18 protein-coding genes are annotated in these 18,245 nt (G+C 70.2%); 12 read left to right on the plus strand and 6 right to left on the minus strand.

What is annotated here, in order from left to right:
• Positions 1-63: 63 nt before the first annotated feature.
• Entirely contained in the window at positions 64-1,713 is a 1,650-nt protein-coding gene (lhpI, locus tag DTQ71_RS16540) for a cis-3-hydroxy-L-proline dehydratase (RefSeq protein ID WP_109565408.1), read from the plus strand.
• A gap of 95 nt (positions 1,714-1,808) precedes the next feature.
• Here lhpI and DTQ71_RS16545 read toward each other — a convergent pair whose 3' ends face one another.
• Genes DTQ71_RS16545 through DTQ71_RS16570 form a run of 6 tightly spaced genes read right to left on the minus strand, consistent with a single transcriptional unit; the run spans position 1,809 to position 8,748 of the window.
• A complete protein-coding gene (locus DTQ71_RS16545; RefSeq protein WP_109565409.1) occupies positions 1,809-3,170 on the minus strand; it encodes an FAD-dependent oxidoreductase in 1,362 nt (453 codons plus the stop codon).
• Complete coding sequence (locus tag DTQ71_RS16550) at positions 3,167-4,024, minus strand: isocitrate lyase/PEP mutase family protein (protein WP_109565410.1); 858 nt, start codon at positions 4,022-4,024, stop codon at positions 3,167-3,169. The genes DTQ71_RS16545 and DTQ71_RS16550 overlap by 4 nt, the downstream gene beginning before the upstream one ends.
• Positions 4,021-4,623, minus strand: a complete 603-nt coding sequence (locus DTQ71_RS16555) for a cysteine hydrolase family protein (RefSeq protein ID WP_172500067.1) — start codon at positions 4,621-4,623, stop codon at positions 4,021-4,023. The genes DTQ71_RS16550 and DTQ71_RS16555 overlap by 4 nt, the downstream gene beginning before the upstream one ends.
• Positions 4,620-6,659: a hydantoinase/oxoprolinase family protein gene (locus tag DTQ71_RS16560; RefSeq protein WP_245947618.1), complete on the minus strand. Its 2,040-nt coding sequence runs from the start codon at positions 6,657-6,659 to the stop codon at positions 4,620-4,622. Before DTQ71_RS16560 ends, DTQ71_RS16555 begins: the two co-directional genes overlap by 4 nt.
• A complete protein-coding gene (locus DTQ71_RS16565; RefSeq protein WP_109565412.1) occupies positions 6,656-8,341 on the minus strand; it encodes a hydantoinase B/oxoprolinase family protein in 1,686 nt (561 codons plus the stop codon). Before DTQ71_RS16565 ends, DTQ71_RS16560 begins: the two co-directional genes overlap by 4 nt.
• Positions 8,338-8,748 (minus strand): nuclear transport factor 2 family protein, encoded by a 411-nt coding sequence (locus DTQ71_RS16570; RefSeq protein ID WP_109565413.1) that lies wholly within the window; start codon positions 8,746-8,748, stop codon positions 8,338-8,340. Before DTQ71_RS16570 ends, DTQ71_RS16565 begins: the two co-directional genes overlap by 4 nt.
• 93 nt (positions 8,749-8,841) lie before the next feature.
• Between DTQ71_RS16570 and DTQ71_RS16575 the strand changes: the two genes are divergently transcribed.
• From DTQ71_RS16575 to DTQ71_RS16625, 11 genes are all read left to right on the plus strand, one after another.
• A complete protein-coding gene (locus DTQ71_RS16575) occupies positions 8,842-9,636 on the plus strand; it encodes a GntR family transcriptional regulator (protein ID WP_342768135.1) in 795 nt (264 codons plus the stop codon).
• Positions 9,633-11,003, plus strand: a complete 1,371-nt coding sequence (gene leuC, locus DTQ71_RS16580) for a 3-isopropylmalate dehydratase large subunit (protein ID WP_109565415.1) — start codon at positions 9,633-9,635, stop codon at positions 11,001-11,003. The genes DTQ71_RS16575 and leuC overlap by 4 nt, the downstream gene beginning before the upstream one ends.
• Positions 11,004-11,130: 127 nt before the next feature.
• Positions 11,131-11,724 carry a 3-isopropylmalate dehydratase small subunit gene (locus DTQ71_RS16585; protein WP_109565416.1) on the plus strand — a complete coding sequence of 198 codons (594 nt, stop codon included), beginning with the start codon at positions 11,131-11,133 and terminating at the stop codon, positions 11,722-11,724.
• Positions 11,721-12,722: a TRAP transporter substrate-binding protein DctP gene (dctP, locus tag DTQ71_RS16590; RefSeq protein WP_109565417.1), complete on the plus strand. Its 1,002-nt coding sequence runs from the start codon at positions 11,721-11,723 to the stop codon at positions 12,720-12,722. Before DTQ71_RS16585 ends, dctP begins: the two co-directional genes overlap by 4 nt.
• Positions 12,723-12,952: 230 nt before the next feature.
• Positions 12,953-13,459, plus strand: coding sequence for a TRAP transporter small permease (locus DTQ71_RS16595; RefSeq protein ID WP_109565418.1), 507 nt, complete (start codon positions 12,953-12,955; stop codon positions 13,457-13,459).
• 22 nt (positions 13,460-13,481) lie between these two features.
• Positions 13,482-14,789, plus strand: a complete 1,308-nt coding sequence (locus tag DTQ71_RS16600; RefSeq protein WP_109565419.1) for a TRAP transporter large permease — start codon at positions 13,482-13,484, stop codon at positions 14,787-14,789.
• Between the two features lie 42 nt (positions 14,790-14,831).
• A complete protein-coding gene (locus DTQ71_RS16605) occupies positions 14,832-15,821 on the plus strand; it encodes a serine hydrolase domain-containing protein (protein ID WP_109565420.1) in 990 nt (329 codons plus the stop codon).
• A 68-nt stretch (positions 15,822-15,889) separates the two neighbouring features.
• On the plus strand, positions 15,890-16,501 hold the full coding sequence (locus DTQ71_RS16610) for a (d)CMP kinase (protein WP_109565421.1): 612 nt from the start codon (positions 15,890-15,892) through the stop codon (positions 16,499-16,501).
• Between the two features lies 1 nt (position 16,502).
• Complete coding sequence (locus DTQ71_RS16615; RefSeq protein WP_146204883.1) at positions 16,503-16,880, plus strand: hypothetical protein; 378 nt, start codon at positions 16,503-16,505, stop codon at positions 16,878-16,880.
• Positions 16,881-16,961: 81 nt separating this feature from the next.
• Positions 16,962-17,492 carry a polysaccharide deacetylase family protein gene (locus DTQ71_RS16620; RefSeq protein ID WP_109565423.1) on the plus strand — a complete coding sequence of 177 codons (531 nt, stop codon included), beginning with the start codon at positions 16,962-16,964 and terminating at the stop codon, positions 17,490-17,492.
• Between the two features lie 57 nt (positions 17,493-17,549).
• Positions 17,550-18,236 carry a dienelactone hydrolase family protein gene (locus DTQ71_RS16625; protein WP_109565424.1) on the plus strand — a complete coding sequence of 229 codons (687 nt, stop codon included), beginning with the start codon at positions 17,550-17,552 and terminating at the stop codon, positions 18,234-18,236.
• Positions 18,237-18,245: the final 9 nt, after the last annotated feature.

Below are 18,245 nucleotides of genomic sequence, written 5' to 3' on the forward strand. Positions count from 1 at the left end.
CCGCTCCCCCGGGGTCGAGACCGGGAATGGCCGTTCCGGGGCAACCGGCGCGTGGTGGCATAGATGAACCGTCTCGTCGTCCCGGGCCTCGCCTCCGGCCCGGTCTTGGCCCTGGACGAGCCGATCAGCTTCTGGGGCGGGGTGGACCCTGCCACGGGCCGGATCGTGGACGCCTTCCACCCCCAGCGGGGCGAGTGCGTGTCCGGCTGTGTCCTGGTTCTGCCCGGCACCCGCGGCTCCTGCACCGGGAGCGGAGTGCTGCTGGAACTGGCGCTGACGGGACGGGCGCCCGCCGCGCTGGTCTTCCGCGACGCAGAGGACGTGGCGACGACCGGGGCGCTGGTCGCGGCAGAGCTGTTCGGGCTCGCCCTCCCGGTGGTCCGGCTGGAGCCGGGCGCGTTCGCCCAGGTCGCGCGGGCGGACGATCTCCGGATCGAGGGGGCGACCCTGACCGCCGACGGGGAAGCGATCCCGCTCCGCGCCGGGGGCGCCGATGCCCTGGAGCTCTCGCCGCAAGATCGCGCGATGCTGGACGGGGCCGAAGGCCCCGCGCCCGCCTTCGCCATGCGCGTCCTGGTCGCCTTGGCCGCCGTTCAAGGCGCGCCTCGCCTGATCCCGATCACCCGCGCCCATATCGACGGCTGCATCCACGCCGCGCCCGCCTTCCTTCGCTTCGCCGAGGCGATGGTGGCGATGGGCGCGAAGGTGCGGGTGCCGACGACGACCAACGCGATCTCGGTCGACCGGGAGGGCTGGCGCGCCCAAGGCGTGGCCGAGGCGGTGGGCGCCCCTGCCGCCCGCCTCGCCGACGCCTATGTCGAGATGGGCGCGCGGCCCAGCTTCACCTGCGCGCCCTACCTGCTGGAGGACGCGCCAGCCGAGGGCGAGGCGGTCGCCTGGGGCGAGTCGAACGCGGTAATCTATGCGAATTCGGTGTTGGGCGCCCGGACCGCCAAGCTGCCGGACTTCATGGACCTCTGCGCCGCCGTCACCGGCCGCGTGCCCTTGGCAGGCATGTATGCGGAGGCGGCGCGCGCGCCCCAGATGACGGTGGCGGTCGACTGGCCGGAGGGGGCGGAAGATGCCATCTGGCCGCTGCTCGGCTGGCTGATCGGACGGGCGGCGCCCGACCGCGTGCCGCTGGTCACCGGATTGGAGGCGGCGGACCGGTCGCCCGACGATCTCAAGGCCCTCTGCGCGGCCTTCGGCACGACGTCGGCCGCGCCGATGCTGCGCCTCGCCTCGGGCGCGGAGGAGCGGCCTGGCCCGGTGGTCCGGATTGACCGAGACAGCTTGCGCGCGGGCTGGGACCGGCTGGCCGCGGGGCCGGAAGCGGTGGATCTGGTCGCCATCGGCTCGCCCCATGCGTCCCTGGCGGAGATGCGGCGCCTGGCGGATCTCCTGGACGGGGCGCGCTGCGCCATCGACTGCCTGGTGACGGTCGGGCGGGACGTGGCCCGTGTGGCCAGCCGGGAGGGCGTGATGCCGCGCCTGCTGCAAGCGGGCGTCCGCGTGGTGCCGGATCTCTGCTGGTGCTCGATTTCGGAGCCGGTCTTTCCGCCCGCTGCGCGTGAGGTGCTGACGAATTCCGGCAAATACGCGCATTACGGCCCCGGTCTGCATGGCCGCCGCGTGCGTCTGGCGCCGCTAGACGCCTGCGCCGAGGCGGCCTGCACGGGCCGCGCGCCGACCGCGCGCCCGCCCTGGCTCTGAGCGCGGCGTTCGACCGTGCCACGAGATGCGGAGCGCTCCGCCTTCTTCTGGCCTGAAATACTCAAGGGCGGCGGCTTCCGCGTCCCAAGATCCGATCAGCGCGTTGCGTCTGCGGCCGCCGCCCGCCCCGCCACACGCCCCAGCGCTACCGCCGAAAGCAGGCCGTTGCCCGAGAGATACCCGCTATCGCCCTTGCCCGACACGCCAAGCGCCGCGCCGCCCGCGGCGAAGAGGCCAGGGATCGGCCCGTCCGCGCCCACCACGCGGGCCGCGTCGTCGACCTCCAGCCCGCCTTGGGTGTGGAACAGCGCGCCCGTGACTTTCACGGCCCGGTAGGGCGGGGTTAACCCCGCCCTACGGAAACGCCGCCCGAACCGGTCCGTCCCCGAGAGCGCCGACAATTCCGCGGCGAGCCGGTCCTCAGGCAGGTCGCAGGTGGCGGCGAGGGCCGCGATGTCCTCGGCCTCGCGGACGGCGCCCGCCGCCTCTGCCGCGCGGAAATCCTCGAACTGCCGGGCCACGCCGGCGATGCGCGCATCGAAGATCGTCCAGGCCACGCCGCCCGGCTGCGCCAGCACGGCGCGCGCGGCCTCGGAATAGCCCTGGCTCTCGTCCCAGAACCGCTCACCGCGGGTGTTCACCTGGACCCCGCCTTCGGTGATCGTGGCCCAGGTGATCAGGATGCCGTGGGGGTGCGCGACATTGCCATGGCCCTGATAGGCGCCCAGATGCCGGACCCGCGCGCCCAGAGCCCGGCCCCAGGTCACGGCGTCGCCGCGATTGCCATCATGGCCGAACCAGATCGCATCGGCGATGGCGGGCATCTCGGCGGCGACCATCTCCCGGTTGCCTCCATAGCCGTTGCAGGCGAGCACGACCGTCTGCGCCCCGATCCGCTCTGTCCCTTCGGGCGCGGCGATTTCGGCGCCGGTGACGCGGCCCGCCTCGGCATAGAGCGCCACCGCCCGCCGGTCGCAGACGATGTCGATGCCGCGCGCCTCGCAGAGGCTGCGCAGACGGTCGATCAGCTCCCGCCCCGCGCGCGAGGGCAAGCCATGCATCCGGTGCCGCGAATGGCCCGGGTAGTCGAAATCGTCCACCACCGAGAAGGGCAGCCCCAGATCGCAGAGCCAGTCCACGGCGGGCGCCGCCTCCCGCGCCAGCAGGTCGACCAGCGCCTGGGGGTTCTCGCCCTTGGCCTTGGCCTGGATGTCGGCGGCGAAGCGGGCGGGGTCGTCCGCGATCCCGGCCTCCGCCTGGAGCCGCGTGCCCGCCGCCGGGATCAACCCCGCCGAGAGCGCGGTGGAGCCCGACGGGACCGGATCGGCCTCCAGCACCAGCGGCTCGGTGCCCGCCTCCTGGGCGGCGAGGGCGGCGACCATGCCGCAGGCCCCCGCGCCGATGATGAGCACCGGCACCTCCAGGTCGACGGCCTCCGGGGGCGGCAGGACGCTCATCCCTCGTAGCGCCGCCCCGCCGCCAGCATCTCCGCGGTGCCCAAGCGCCGGTTCAGCCCGTCGAAATCGTCCATCCGATCCGCGAAGGGCCGGTTGGAGCCATGGGCGCGCAGGCTGGCATAGTAGTCGGCCGCCGTCCGGGCCAGGGCGCGGACGATGCCGCCGGGGAAGATCACCAGCGAATAGCCCAGCGCCTCCAGGTCCGCGGCTGACTGGATCGGGGTCGCGCCGCCTTCGACCATGTTGGCGAGCAGCGGCACGCGGCCCGCGAAATGCTGCGCCACGCGCGCCAGTTCCTCGCCCGAGCGCGGCGCCTCGACGAAGAGCACGTCGGCCCCGGCTTCGAGATAGGCCTCGGCGCGCTCCAGCGCGGCGTCGATGCCTTCGACGGCGATGGCGTCGGTACGGGCGATCACCAGCGTCTCCTCCGAGGCGCGCGCATCCACCATGGCGGCGATCTTGCCGGCCATCTCGATCTTCGGGATCAGGGTCTTGTCCGACAGGTGGCCACAGCGCTTGGGAAAGGTCTGATCCTCGACCTGCAAGGCGTTCGCCCCCGCCCGTTCGTAGAGGCGCATGGTCCGCTGCGCGTTCAGCGCATTGCCGAAGCCCGTATCGGCGTCGATCACCACCGGCACCTCCACCCGGTCGCGGATCAGCGCCATTGTCTCGGCCATCTCGGTGACCGAGGTGAGCCCGATATCCGGGCGGCCGAGCCGCGTATAGGCGACCGCGGCGCCGGAGAGGTAGAGCGCTTCGAACCCCGCGTCTTGTGCCAAGGCGGAGGTCAGCGGGTCGAAGACGCCCGGAGCGACCAGGATGTCGCGCTGGGCGAGGCGGGTACGCAAGCTCATTGCAGTCGCTCCGTCATCTCGGCGCAGGTGACGGCCGGGCAGATCGAGCCCAGCGAGACCAGCGTCGCTTCGTGCACCTTGGGATCGAAGGCCGCGCAGCCATCCGACAGGATCACGGTGTGAAGGTTGCGCAGATGGGCGTCGCGGATGGTGCTGGCGACGCCGCCATTGGTGACGATCCCGCCCAGGATGAGCGTGTCGATGTCAAGCGCACGCAGGATATATTCCAGCCGCGTTTGGTAGAGCGCCGAATAGGCGACCTTTTCGACCGTGTAGTCGGCGGGGGCGAGCGTATCGACCAGACCGTGGCCCCAGGCGCCTGGGGCGAAGTCGCCTTTCCCGAGGAAGGGGCGTAGCGTCTTCAGATGCGGCGCGATCAGGGGCTCTCCGCCGGGACCGGGGACCAGCGTGAACTGCGCGCTGATATAGGTGCCGCCCTTCGCGCGCAGCGCGTCGCGGAGGGGGGCGATTCGGGCGGGCAGGGCGGCGATGGCCTCGGAGCTTTGTCCCGCGCGGCCATAGGCGCCGTCTGGGTGCAGGAAATCGTTCTGCAGGTCGATGGTCAGCAGCGCGGTGCGCTTGGGGTCGATCTCGGTCATGCCGGTTCCACTATGGTGTTGCCGAAGTGGTCGACCCGGGCCACGAGGCCGGGGTCGACCAGGACAGTCGTGTCGGGCTGGACCAGGATGGCGGGGCCCGGGATCTCGGCGCCGACCGGCAGCGTCAGGCGGTCGTAGATCGCCGTCTCGTGCCAGCTGTCGCCGAAATGGACCTGGCGGTGGGCCTTGGGCGCGGTGGTGCCGCCTTCGGGGGCGAGGGTCGCCAGGTCGAATTTGGGACGGCGGCCGGTCACGGCGCTGCGCAGGTTCATCACCCGGCGCGTGCCGCCGTCCAGCAGCCGGCCATAGGTCGCCCGGTAGGCGGCGTCGAAGGCGGCCTCGATCTCGGGCACGGTGACAGGGGCGACGCGGCCGTTCTCCACCGCCACGGCCAGCGGCACGGCCACCGTATGGGTCTGGCCGAGATAGGCCATGTCGAGCTCGAAAATGGCCTCCCGCGCCTCGAAGCGGGAGCGGGCGGCGTCGAGCAGCGCCATGCCGTCATCGACATGGGCCTGCATCGTCGCGCGCAGGGCGTCCACGTCCAGCGCCGCTGTGGCCGCGTTGATCGTCTGCACGAAGTCCTGGCGCATATCCGCGATGACGCAGCCCATGGCCGAGGTCACGCCGGGATAGCGCGGCACGATGGCCCGCGCGATGCCGGTCTCGGCCAGCATCGCGCCCACATGCAGCGCGCCGCCGCCGCCGAAGGGCATGAAGGCGAAGCGCTTCGGGTCGAAGCCGCGCTCGATGGAGACGAGACGCAGCGCCCCGGCCATACGCGAATTGGCCACCCGCAGGATCGCCTCGGCGGCCTGCATGGTATCGAGCCCCAGCGGTTCGCCGACATGGATGTCGATGGCGCGCGCGGCGCCCTCCACATCCAGCCGGTCCAGCGCGCCGCCGATCGGCGCGTCCGGGTCGATCCGGCCCAGCACGACATTCGCGTCGGTGACGCTGGGGCGGTCGTTGCCCTGGCCATAGGCGACCGGGCCGGGCGTGCTGCCCGCGCTTTCCGGCCCGATATTCAACAGCCCGCTCTTATCCACCCAGGCGATGGAGCCGCCGCCCGCGCCGATGGTTGTGATCTCGATCATGGGCGTGCGCACGACCATGCCGAAATCGATGGAGGTCTGAGGGCTCAGGCCCGGCTGGCCTCCGGCGATCAGCGCCACGTCGAAGCTGGTCCCGCCCATATCGCCGGTGATGACGTTCTCGAACCCCGCCGTCGTCGCGATATGGGCCGCGGCGATCACGCCCGCGGCGGGACCAGAGAGCGCCGTGCGCACGGGCAGGCGGCAGGCCGTGGCGGTGTCCATGACGCCGCCATTGGATTGGACGATCAGGAACTCCCCGCCAAAGCCGCCGCCGGTCAGCGCCGCCTTGAGGCGGTCGAGATAACCGCTGACCTCGGGTTGCAGATAGGCGTTGAGGGACGCTGTCGAGAAGCGCTCGAACTCCCGGATCTCCGGCAGGATCTCGGAGGAGACGCTGACATGCGGGTTGGGCCAGAGGGCGCGGACGGCCTCGGCGGCCCGCGCCTCGTTCTCCGGATTGGCATAGGCGTTGGCGAAGAGGATCGCGACGGCCGCGCAGCCCTGGTCGAGTAGCGCGCGGGCTGCCGCACGCACCGCGTCGAGATCGACGGGCGTCCGGACCGTGCCATCGGCCAGCGTGCGCTCCGGCACCTCCAGGCGCAGGTCGCGGGGCACGACCGGCTGAAAGTCGCCGCGCAGGCCCCAGGTGCGGGGGCGGTCGCGGCGGCGCATCTCCAGCACGTCGCGCAGGCCTTCGGTGGCGATGACGCCCGTTTTCGCGCCCTTGCGCTCCAACAGAGCGTTGGTGCCGGCGGTGGTGCCATGCACGACGACGGAGAGGCTCGAGAGATCGGGCGCCAGCTGGCCGATCCCGGCCAGGAACCCGCCCGACTGGTCAGGGCGGGTGGTTGGAACCTTGGCGACCTCGGCGCGGCCCGTCGCTTCGTCGAGCAGGAACACGTCCGTGAAGGTGCCGCCGACATCGATGCCGATCATCATGGCGCGGTCCTCCATGCGGGTCCGTAGGCGGCATCGGCGGCGGCCTCGGTCAGATAGCCAAGCGCCACGTCGCGCGCGACCTGTTCGGGCGGTCGTTCCGAGGCGGGGCCGTAGCCGCCGCCCCCCGGTGTCTCCAAGCGAACGGTCTGGCCGCGGGTCAGCTTGATGCCGGTCATCTTCGAGACCAGCGGGGGTGTCGCGCGGCCATCCGCCGTCTCGTAGTCGAAGTGGTTCATGGCCCCGTCGCCGCCGCCCGCCACGCCCTTGGGCGCAAAGGCGCCCCGTTCGCCGAAGAGAAACGCCTCGGCCCGCTCTTCCAGCAGTTCGATCTCATAGATGGCGCCCAGGCCCCCGCGATGCCGCCCCGCCCCCGCGCTGTTGGGGCGCAGGGCCCATTGGCGGAACATGACGGGATAGGCGGCTTCCAGGATCTCAAGCGGTGGGATCGTCGCGGTCGAGATCGGCGCGTTGCCGTGGTTCAGCCCGTCGCCCTCGGGCGTGCCGCCATGGCCGCCGCCATAGAAGCTGAACATCACCCAGCGCGTGCCGTTCGCCCGCCGCCCGGCGATGCTAAGCGCGTTGATCGTGCCATAGGCATTGGCGACGACCCGGTCAGGCACGGCTTGCGCCGCGGCGGAGAAGATCACGTCGATCATGCGCAGGATCGTCTCGGTATAGCCGCCGACCGGGGCCGGAAACTCGGCCGCCAGCAGGGAGCCCTCGGGCACCCGCACATCCACCGGCCGCATCACCCCGGCATTCGCGGGCATGTCCGGAAAGACGTGCTTGATCGCGACATAGGCGGTAGCAACCGCCGTCGGCAGCGCGATGTTGACCGGGCCCGCAGTGACCGGTGCCGTGCCCGCGAAGTCGAGGGTCATGCGGTCGCCCGCGATCTCCAGCGCGACGCGGATCGGGAGGGGATCGGCGCTGATCCCGTCATTGTCGAGGAAATCCTCCGCCTCCCAGCGCCCATCGGGCAGGGCGGCGATTTCGGCGCGCATCAGCGTTTCGGCCCGGTTGCTCAGCGCGTCCAGGGCCGCGCCGACGGTCGCGGCGCCATACTCGTCCAGCACCTCGTCCATGCGGGTCTCGCCCAGATCGAGCGCGCCCAACTGCCCGTTCAGATCCCCCTGGGCCGAGGCGGGCAGGCGCGTGTTTCGCATCAGGATGTCGACCACGTCCCGCTGCATCTCGCCGCCGCGGATCAAGCGGACCGGGGGCAGGATAAAGGCCTCCTGAAAGGCCTCGGTGGCCTGCGGATTGTAGTTGCCGGGCACCGCGCCGCCGACGTCGTGCCAATGGCCGACCGAGGCCAGCCAGCAGAACAGTTTCCCGTCCCGGAAATAGGGCCGCACCAGCCGCATGTCCGATAGATGCGTGCCGCCCAGATGCGCGTCGTTGAAGATCCAGGTATCTCCTTCGCGCGGGCCTCCCTCCTCCGCGCAGCGGTCGATCACGGCCTTCACGGCGAAGCTCATCACTCCGACGAAGATCGGCAGGCCCGACTTGCCCTGCACCAGCGTGTCGCCGGTCTCGGCATGGTAGAGCCCGTGGGAGGCGTCATGCGCCTCGGCGATGATGGGGTTGAAGGCGGCGCGGAACAGGGTCGCGTCCATCTCGTCGGCGATCTGCTCCATCCGTCCGGCGAGCACGGCGAGGGTGACGCCGTCGATGCTCATGCCTGGACCTCGGCGGGGCGGGCGGCTCGCATCTCGGCGAGATCGTTCCAGACCTGCTGGTCGGTGATACGCCCGTCCACGATCTCGAACCGGTCGATGAAGCGGATCCCGTCGAAAGGCGTGCCGTCCGGCCAGTCTCCGGCCAGCGTTCCGCGGGTATAGACCACCGATTTGGCTTCGTCGGCGAAGCTCTCCACCGCGTCGATCGTCTTGCCGACCCGGCGGTAGCGGCCTGCGGCCCAGTCCATCAGCTCGGCGAAGTCGGTCATCGCCCCGGTGCCCGGAAAGCGCATCTCGAAGCCCGGTCCGGTCAGCGCGCGTGCCGTGTCGAGATCGCGGGCCTCTAGTGCGGCGAGAAACGTCCGTACGACGCGCTCGGCCTCGCTCTGGCTTTTCGTGTCGGTCATCCCTTACCCCCAAAATCTGTCCTTTCCATAGGACAGGTTTTGGGCTAAAGCCAAGACAAATCGACGCGCTGCGAGAGTAAGGGGACCAACTGGGTGACGGTGCAGCCTGAGCAGATGACGCCGCAGAGCGGGCCGGCCGGAGGCAAGGCCCGCAGCGTATACCTGTCTCTGCGCGGCGAGATTTCCAGCGGAACCTATGCGCCTGGCGCGACGCTCCCTTCCGAGGCCAAGCTTGCCGCCGCCCATGACGTCAGCCGCGTGACGGTGCGCCGCGCGCTCGCCGCGCTGTCCGATGAGGGGCTGGTCGAGACCCGGGGTGGGGCGGGAACGCGAGTGACCGGCGGCACCGGGGGTGTGCCGCTTTCGGCCGATATCGCGCTGCCGCACTTGTTTCAGATGGGGCGCGAGACGACGGCTCGGCTGCTGTCCTTTTCCTATGTCGCGCCGCCCGCGCCGGTGGCCGCCGCGCTCGATCTGCCGGCGGGGGCGCGGGTGCAACGCGCCACCCGTATACGCCTGTCCGAGGGGCGTCCGTTCAGCCACCTCACCACCTATGTGCCCGAAGAGATCTCGAGCCACTATGACGAGACCGATCTCGCGCAGTCTCCGCTCCTGCAGCTTCTGGAACGGTCGGGCACCCGGATCGAGGCCGCCGCGCAATCCGTCACCGCCACCGCCGCCACGCCCGATGTCGCCGAGGCGCTGGGCGTGACGCTCGGCGCGCCGCTGCTGTCGCTGACTCGGACCGTTCGGGACGCGGGCGGGCGCGGCGTGGAATATCTTTCCGCGCTCTACGTGCCCGAGCTGTTCCGCCTGGACATGACGCTGTCCCGCGTGCGGGATGGGGGTGAGGGCCATTGGCGGCCCGTGATCGGGGAGGGGGCATGACCACGCTGCTGGACCGTCTCTGGAGCGCGCATGAGGTGCTCCGCCGCGAGGACGGCGCTTCGCTGCTCTGGGTGGACCGGCATCTGGTGCATGAGGGCTCTCATCACGCTTTCGCCAAGCTCGACGCGCGCGGCCTGCCGGTGGCGGAGCCCGGCCTGACCTTCGGTGTGGCCGACCATTATGCGCCCACGCGTGGGGCGCCCAAGGATGCCGCCGTGGCCCGGATGATCGAGACGCTGGCCGCCAACACGGCCCGTCACGGGATCACCTGTTTCGGCCTGGACGACCCGCGCCAGGGAATCGTCCATGTCATCGGGCCGGAGCAGGGGCTGACCCTGCCGGGCCTCCAGGTGAATTGCGGCGACAGCCATACCTCCACCCATGGGGCCTTCGGTGCGCTGGCCTTCGGCATCGGCGCCACCGAGGTCGCGCATGTGCTGGCCACCCAGACCATCTGGCAGCGTAAGCCTAAGGCGATGCGCATCACCGTCGAGGGCCAACTGGCCCCCGGTGTCGGCGCCAAGGATCTGGCGCTGGCCTGGATCGCGCGGCTGGGTGCGGGCGGGGCGACCGGCCATGCGGTGGAATATGCCGGGAGCACCGTGCGCGGCCTGTCGATGGAGGCGCGCATGACCCTGTGCAACCTCTCAATCGAGGGCGGGGCGCGGTTCGGCATGATCGCCCCGGACGAGACGACCTATGCCTATGTGGAGGGCCGCCCCTACGCGCCCGCCGACATGGGGCGCGCGGTGGCCGATTGGCGTTCGCTCCGTTCCGACGCCGACGCGCGCTTCGACCGGGAGGTGACCCTGGACGCCGCCGAAATCGCCCCCATCGTCACTTGGGGCACATCGCCCGAGGACGCGCTGCCCATCACCGAGTCGGTGCCCGAACCTCGGAGCGACCACGCCCGCGCCGCGCTCGATTATATGGGGCTGACGCCGGGCACGCCCTTGGCCGCCATTCCGATCGACCGGGTCTTCATCGGCTCCTGCACCAATGCAAGGATCGAGGACCTGCGCGCGGCCGCCGCCGTGCTGGCCGGGCGCCGCGCCAAGGTTCCCGGCCTCGTCTCCCCGGGCTCACGCCTCGTCAAGCAGCAGGCGGAGCAGGAAGGACTGGACCGCATCTTCACCGAGGCAGGGCTCGACTGGGTCGGCTCCGGCTGTTCGATGTGCGTGGCGATGAACGGAGATTCGGTCGCCGCCGGAGAACGCTGCGCCTCCACCACCAACCGCAACTTCCGTGGCCGCCAGGGCAAGGGCGCGCGCACCCATCTGATGTCACCGGCCATGGTCGCCGCCGCCGCCGTCGCGGGCCATCTGACCGACCTGCGTCCCATGCTGAACGGGAGGGACGCGGCATGACGCTCCTCTCCCGACCCTTCTGCTTCGCCCGGCCCGGCGCGCACCCGGTCCTGTCTTCTTCTGGCCAAAAATACTCAAATCCCGGCCTCTGCCAGCACGCGGCGGCATCGGCCGGAAAGGCACGCCCATGACCGGCTGGACCACCCATACCGGTCGCGCCGCCGCCCTGCCGCTGGCCAATGTGGACACGGATCAGCTGATCCCGGCCCGCTTCATGTCGACCCCGCGCTCCGAGGGGTATGGTCGCTTCCTGCTGCACGACACCGACGCGCGCATCCCCGAAGGTACGACGATCCTGGTCGCCGGGCCCAATTTCGGCTCCGGTTCCTCGCGGGAAGCCGCGGTCTACGCCCTCGTCGATTTCGGCATCCGCGCGGTGATCGCGCCCAGCTTCGGCGACATCTTCGCGGCCAATGCCGCCAATAACGGACTGCTCCCCGCCTGCATCCCCGAGGCCGAGACGCTCTGGCCCCGGCTCCCCGCCGAGTTGACGATCGATCTGGCCGCGGGCACCGTGACCGGGCTGGGCGAGACGCTCCGCTTCACGCTGGACGAGACCCGGCGCGACAAGCTGATTCATGGCTGGGACGATATCGACCTGACGGCGCGCCACGCCGCCGCCATCGCCGCGTTCCGGGGCGACCACCACAACAAACACCCCTGGGCCGTCCCGGCCCGGGACAACAACGGATCGGGACACCCGACAGGAGAGGAAATATGAGACTTACGCTGACCGCCGCCCTTATCGCGGCCCCCATCGCGGCGAGCGCGCAAGACACGATCACCGCCGTCCACGCTTTCCCGGAGACGCTGATCTACACCCAGTCCTTTCTGGAGTTCGTCGACAAGGTGAACGAGGCCGGCGAGGGCGTCGTCCAGATCGAGGTTCGCGGCGGCCCCGAGGCCATCGGCATGTTCCAGCAGCCCGACGCCGTGCGTGACGGGATCGTCGACATGGTCTACACGCCGGGTTCCTTCTACGGCGGCGCGCTGCCCGAAAAGGACGCCCTGGTCGCCTCCAACCTGACCGCCATCGAGACCCGCGAGAATGGCGGCATCGCCCTGATCGACGAGATCCACCAGGAGAAAATGGGCCTGAAATATCTCGGCTGGTTCGACTCGGGTGTCTGCTACAACCTCTGGACACGAAACGCGCCCGAGTTCGACGATGCCGGCAACTTGGAGGTCGAGGGGCTCAAGCTACGCGGCAACGCGGTCTACAACGCCTTCTTCACCAACTATCTCGGCGCCCAAGTGATCGACCTGCCCACCGGCGACGTCTATGCGGCGCTCCAGCGCGGCGTGGTCGACGCGACCGGCTGGACCCAGATCGGCCTGATCGACCTGAAGTGGAACGAGTTCCTCAACTACCGGATCGAGCCCTGCTTCTTCTCCACCGACCTGGGCGTGATCGTGAACCTGGAGAAGTGGAACTCCCTCTCGGAGGAGGCCCGCCAGATCGTCCAGGACGTCGCCATCCAGCATGAGATCGACTCGGTCGAGGCCCTGCGCGCCAAGCGCGACGAGGATTTCGCCGCCCTGGAAGAGCAGGGCATGCAGGTCGTCGAACTGGAGGGCGAGGCCCGGGCCAACTACCTCGCCGCCGCCCGGGAGAAGACCTGGGAGCGCATGAAGGAGTTGATGGCCGAAAGCCCGCAGGGCGATGGCAATTACGACCGTCTGATCGAGTTGTTCTACGACCCCGAGGCGGACAGCTGAGTTTGGGCGGCGCAGAGCACTCGTCCCGCCGCGCCGCCCGCATCGGGCTCCGGCCCGAACGTCCCCCGCCGATCACTCACATCACGGCGGGGGGCGACCCTCTATATATGGGCCACCCGCAGTGGCTCCCAGACTTGACAGGCGACAGAGATGCGGTGTGACAGACCCTTTTCCGGCCTCGATGCGCGCCAATGGCTAAGAGAGCCGTCAAGGCTCGATGAGCGGCCCCCATGCGCCTTGTGATCCGCCTCTACGACCTGCTCGTGCAGGCCATGGCTCTGATCGCGGCGCTGACGCTCGTCTGGCTGATGGTCTCGGTGGTGACGTCGGTCGCGATGCGCAATTTCGGGATGCAGCCCTTCGCCTGGCTCTTCACCTCGACGGAATACGGCCTGCTCTACATGACGATGCTCGGCGCGCCCTGGCTCGTGCGCGAGCGCGGCCATGTCCATATCGAGCTTGTCACCGCCGCGCTGCCCGGGCGTGCCCGCCGCGCCGTCTCCCGCGCCATCGCCGCGCTCTGCGTCGCCGTCTGCCTGGTGCTGGCCTGGTATGGGCTGGAGCTGTTCCTGACCAATCTGGAGCGCAACGATTTCGACGTGCGCGCCTATTTCTACCCGCGCTGGATGCTCACCATCACGTTCCCCATCAGCTTTACCGTCATGGCCATCGAATTCGGGCGCTTCGTCTTCGGGCCCGAGCTTCTCCACTCCGGCGAAGCGGGGATTCACGAATGACCCCCTGGATCGGAGCCCGCTGATGGAGTGGTTCGAGGCGCTCGGCCTTCTGATCGGCACGATCATGCTGCTGATGGCGCTCGGCATGCCCGTGGCGCTGGCCTTCCTGGCGGCCAATATCGTCGGCGCCTGGGTCTTCATGGGGGGCGAGCGCGGGGTTGTGCAGCTTCTCAACAACGGCTGGGGCGCGCTGACCAGCTTCGCGCTGGTCCCCATCCCGCTCTTCCTGCTGATGGGAGAGCTGTTCTTCCATACCGGCCTGGGCGGCCGGATGTTCTCGGCCATCGACCGGCTGCTGGGCAAGCTGCCGGGACGGCTGAGCTATGTCACCGTGCTGGGCGGCACGGGCTTTTCGACGCTCTCGGGGTCGTCGATGGGGTCCACGGCGCTGCTGGGCTCGCTGATGGTGCCCGAGATGAACAAGCGGGGCTACAAGTCCCATATGTCGATCGGCCCGATCCTCGGCACCGGGGGGCTTGCTATCATCATCCCGCCCTCGGCGCTGGCCGTGCTGCTGGCGACGCTGGCGCAGATCGATGTGGGCGCGCTGCTGATCGCGGGCGTGATCCCCGGGCTGATTCTGGCCGGCTTCTATCTGGCGACCATCTACCTCCAGACCCGGCTCGACCCGGAGGCCGCGCCCCCCTACGAGGTCGATGACCGCACGATGGGCGAAAAACTGGCCCTGCTCCTCCGCGACGTGGTGCCGATGATCGGCCTGATGGTCGTCATCGTCGCGATGATGATCGGCGGCATCGTCACCCCCTCCGAGGCGGCGGCCTTCGGGGCGCTAGGCGTGATAATCCTGGCCGTCTTCTACCGCTGTCTCACCTGGGCGGCCCTGCGCGCCTCGGTTCGCGGCACGCTGCGGGTCACGTTGATGGCCTATCTGATCGTCTTCGGCTCGGCGACGTTCTCGCAGCTCTTGGCCTTTTCCGGCGCATCCCGCGGTCTGATCGACTGGGCCACAGGGTTCGAGCTTGCGCCGGTCGTCATGCTCCTGGTGATGTTCGGGGTTCTGCTGATCCTCGGCATGTTCATGGAGCAGATCTCGATGATGCTGCTCACCGTTCCGATCTTCTTTCCGCTGGCGACGCAACTGGGCTACGATCCGATCTGGTTCGGCCTGATCATGCTGCTGGCGCTGGAGATCAGCTTCACGACGCCGCCCTTCGGGCTGTTGCTATTCGTGATGAAGGGGGTCGCGCCCGAGGGGACGACCATGCGCGAGATCTATCTCGCTGCGATCCCGTTCATCCTCTGCTCGCTCGCGGTGGTGGCGTTGCTGATCCTGATGCCCGGTCTGGCGCTCTGGCTCGCGTATCTGTGATCGCGGGTTGGAGGGGGCGGATCGCCGCCTAGCTCCTGTCCCATGAGACAGTTGACCCGTCGCACCGCTCTTTTCACCGGAGCCGCCGCTCTGGCCGCGCCCGCCGCGCTGCGCGCGAGCGCCGCGCTCGACGCCGTGGCCGCGGAGGCCGCCGCGCTCGATCAGCTCCATTCCTTCCAGCTTGTGCAGGGCGGCGCGCCGCTGCTGTCGCTTGCGCCCCGGGGGCCGGGGTTGGAGCGGATCGCCAACGTCAAATCCGTCTCCAAGACGCTGTTGTCGCTGCTCACCGGGATCGCCGTCGACCGCGGCCATCTGTCCGGTCCGGAGGTCCGGGTGCTGCCGCTCCTGGGCCGTGCGCCCGCCGGAGACGCCCGCGACGCGCTGACGGTCGGGCATCTTCTGTCGATGCGCACCGGTCTGCCTTCGACATCCGGTCCGCGTTATGGTGCCTGGGTCGAGAGCCGCGACTGGGTCTCCTACGTGCTCGACGCCGAACCGGAGGGCCGCCCCGGCACCGGCTTCACCTATTCGACCGGCACATGGCACGTGCTGGGGGCGGTGCTCGCGCGGGTTACAGGGCGCGACCTTCACGCGCTGGCCTCCGACTGGCTGGCCGATCCGCTGGATATCGCGCTGCCGCGCTGGGATCGGGACCCGCAGGGGTTCTATCTGGGCGGCAACCAGATGGCGATGACGCCCCGCGCTCTGGCCCGCGTGGGTGAGATGGTGCGCCAGGGCGGGCGCTGGCAGGGCCGGCAGGTCGTGCCCGAGGCCTGGATCGACGCCTCCTGGGAGCCGCGCGCGCGGTCGCCCTGGTCGGGAGACTCCTATGGCTACGGCTGGTTCCTGACCCAACTCGACGGGGTGCGGGCGGCCTATGGGCGCGGCTATGGCGGTCAGGTGCTGGCCGTCGTTCCGGCGCGTGGGCTGACGCTGGCCGTGACCTCGGACCCGAACCGGCCCGCCCGCTCGCGCGGCTATTTCGGCGACCTCAAGCGGCTGATGGCGGCGGCGGCCGAAGCGGCCGCCTGAGCGCGGCGGGTGGACGGATGGACGGTGGCGGCCTAGACGGCTGCTGTCGTTAGAAAGGGATCCGCCGCATGAGCTTCACCGTCGCCATCGACGGCCCGGCCGCCTCGGGCAAGGGCACAATCTCCCGCGCGCTGGCCGCGCGTTTCGGGATGCGGCATCTCGATACCGGGTTGCTCTATCGGGCCGTTGGCGCCCGTGTGGACGCGGGGGAAGAGGCCATCGCCGCTGCCCGCACGCTGACGCCCGAGGATCTCGCCCGCGACGATCTGCGCGGTCCGGCCGCCGCTTCCGCCGCCAGCCGCGTCGCCGTGATCCCGGAGGTGCGCGCCGCCTTGCTGGACTTCCAGCGCAGCTTCGCCCGCGCGCCCGAAGGGGCGGTGCTGGACGGGCGCGACATCTGCACGGTGATCTGCCCCGATGCCGAGGTGAAGCTCTATGTCACCGCCGCGCCCGAGATCCGGGCCGAGCGCCGCTATGCCGAGCTCGTCGCCCGCGGCATGGACGTGACCCGCGAAGGAGTGCTGAAGGATGTGCTGGCCCGTGACGCCCGCGACATGGGCCGCGCCGACGCGCCGCTGGTCGCCGCGCCTGACGCCACCGTTCTCGATACCTCGGAGATGGGCATCGAGGAGGCCGTCGCCGCCGCCGTCGACCTGGTGGCACGGGCCCGCGGCGGCTGAGATGGGGCTGGCGCGCCAACTCGGTCGAGTGTGGCGCAGGGCGTGGCGTAGGCCGCCGCTGGCCCCGCCCGATGCGGTGCTGATCCTGCGCCGTCCCGGTACCCGCTGGGGGTATCTGGGCCGCGCCTGGACCGTCGAGTTGGATGGTGTGCGGGTGGCCAAGCTGCGGGCCGGGACCGTACTGCGGCTGGAGCTGCGCTCGGGTCGCCACAGGCTGAACGTCTGGTTCGGCGACGAGGGGAGCCTGCCGATGGCGCTTACCCTCGCCCCCGGCGAGACGGCGCGTGTCGAGGCGATGACCATGGCTCGCGCGGTGCGTCTGGGCCTTGTGGATGGGCGCTTTGCGCCCGATCCGCTGCTCCTGCGGCGCATGAGCTGAGGGGCGCTCGCGGGAACGTGCCTGTTCCGGGCGGCCCCTCCGGGCGTATCGTAGGCCCTGTCACTGCCGAAAGGAGCCGCCATGCCGATCCTCGCCGTCTTGCGTGCCTTTGTTCTGGCCCTTCTTTTCGCGGGCACCGCTGCCGCGCAGGAGGTCCCGGCGGATATGACGCTGGACCGGATGGAGGCAGTGCTGACCCGCCTCGATCCGGCGACCGAGCGGGCGGGCGTGGCCTTTCGCCTGACCGTCGAGGACGTGCCGCTGATCGTCATCACCGACCCGCGCGCGGACCGGATGCGCGCCATGGTCCCGATTCGTTCAGCCGAGGGGCTGACCCCCGAGGACCTGCGCCGCATGATGCAGGCCAATTTCGACAGCGCGCTCGATGCCCGCTACGCCGTGGCCGAGGGGCGACTCTGGGCGGTCTATATCCATCCGCTCTCGCCGCTGCGCGACGACCAGCTGATCTCGGGAATCGGGCAGGTGGTGAACGTGGCGCTGACCTATGGCACGCTCTATTCCTCCGGCGGGGCCCAGTTCGGGCGCGGCGACAGCCGGGGCGAGCAGCAGAAGCTGCTGGAGCGGTTGCAGGAGCAGGGGCGCGACCTCTGAGCTTGCCCATGTCCCCCGGCTCTCGCTAGGGTACAGCCAAATCGGCAGGAGTGGATCATGGGCGAGCGGCACAGCTACGATGCGGGCGGGACAGAGATGCTGGGCTACCGCGCCCGGCCCGAGACGCCGAACGGCGCGGGAATTCTCGTGATCCCGGCTTTCTTCGGGCTTCGCGACTTCGAGATGGCGGAATGCGACCGCTACGCCGCGATGGGCTACGAGGCGCTGGGTGTCGACTATTATGGCGGCGGCTGGGTCGCCTCCGACATGGAGGAGGCGGGCGCCGCGATGGGCAAGCTGAACTCTGACCGCGAGACGCTGCTGGTGCGCACCCGCGCGGCCCTGGCGGCGCTGGGCACGGCCCGGACCGGCGCGGTCGGTTTCTGCTTCGGCGGCAAGGCGGTGATCGACATGGCCCGCGCGGGCGACCTTCAGGCGGGGGTCTCAATGCACGGGATCTACGACCGCCCGCCCTGGGAGACCGTGACGATGCCCCCGGTTCTGCTGTGCCATGGCTGGCTCGACCCGCTGGCAACGCCGGAACAGTTCGTCGAGATGACCAACGAGTTGGAGGCCCATTGCTCCGACTGGCACGCGCTGTGCTTCGGGGGCACGGGCCATGCGTTCACGAACCCCGCGCAGGTCTCGGACGATCCGGGCATGGGCTATGTCGCCCGCTCGGCCGAGCGGGCGCAGGCGGCGGCGGCGGCGTTTTGCGCGGGCCATCTCACCGGCAAAGGCTAGGCGGCGCAT

The organism is Jannaschia seohaensis, assembly GCF_900116765.1.
GTDB classification, from domain to species: Bacteria; Pseudomonadota; Alphaproteobacteria; order Rhodobacterales; family Rhodobacteraceae; genus Jannaschia; species Jannaschia seohaensis.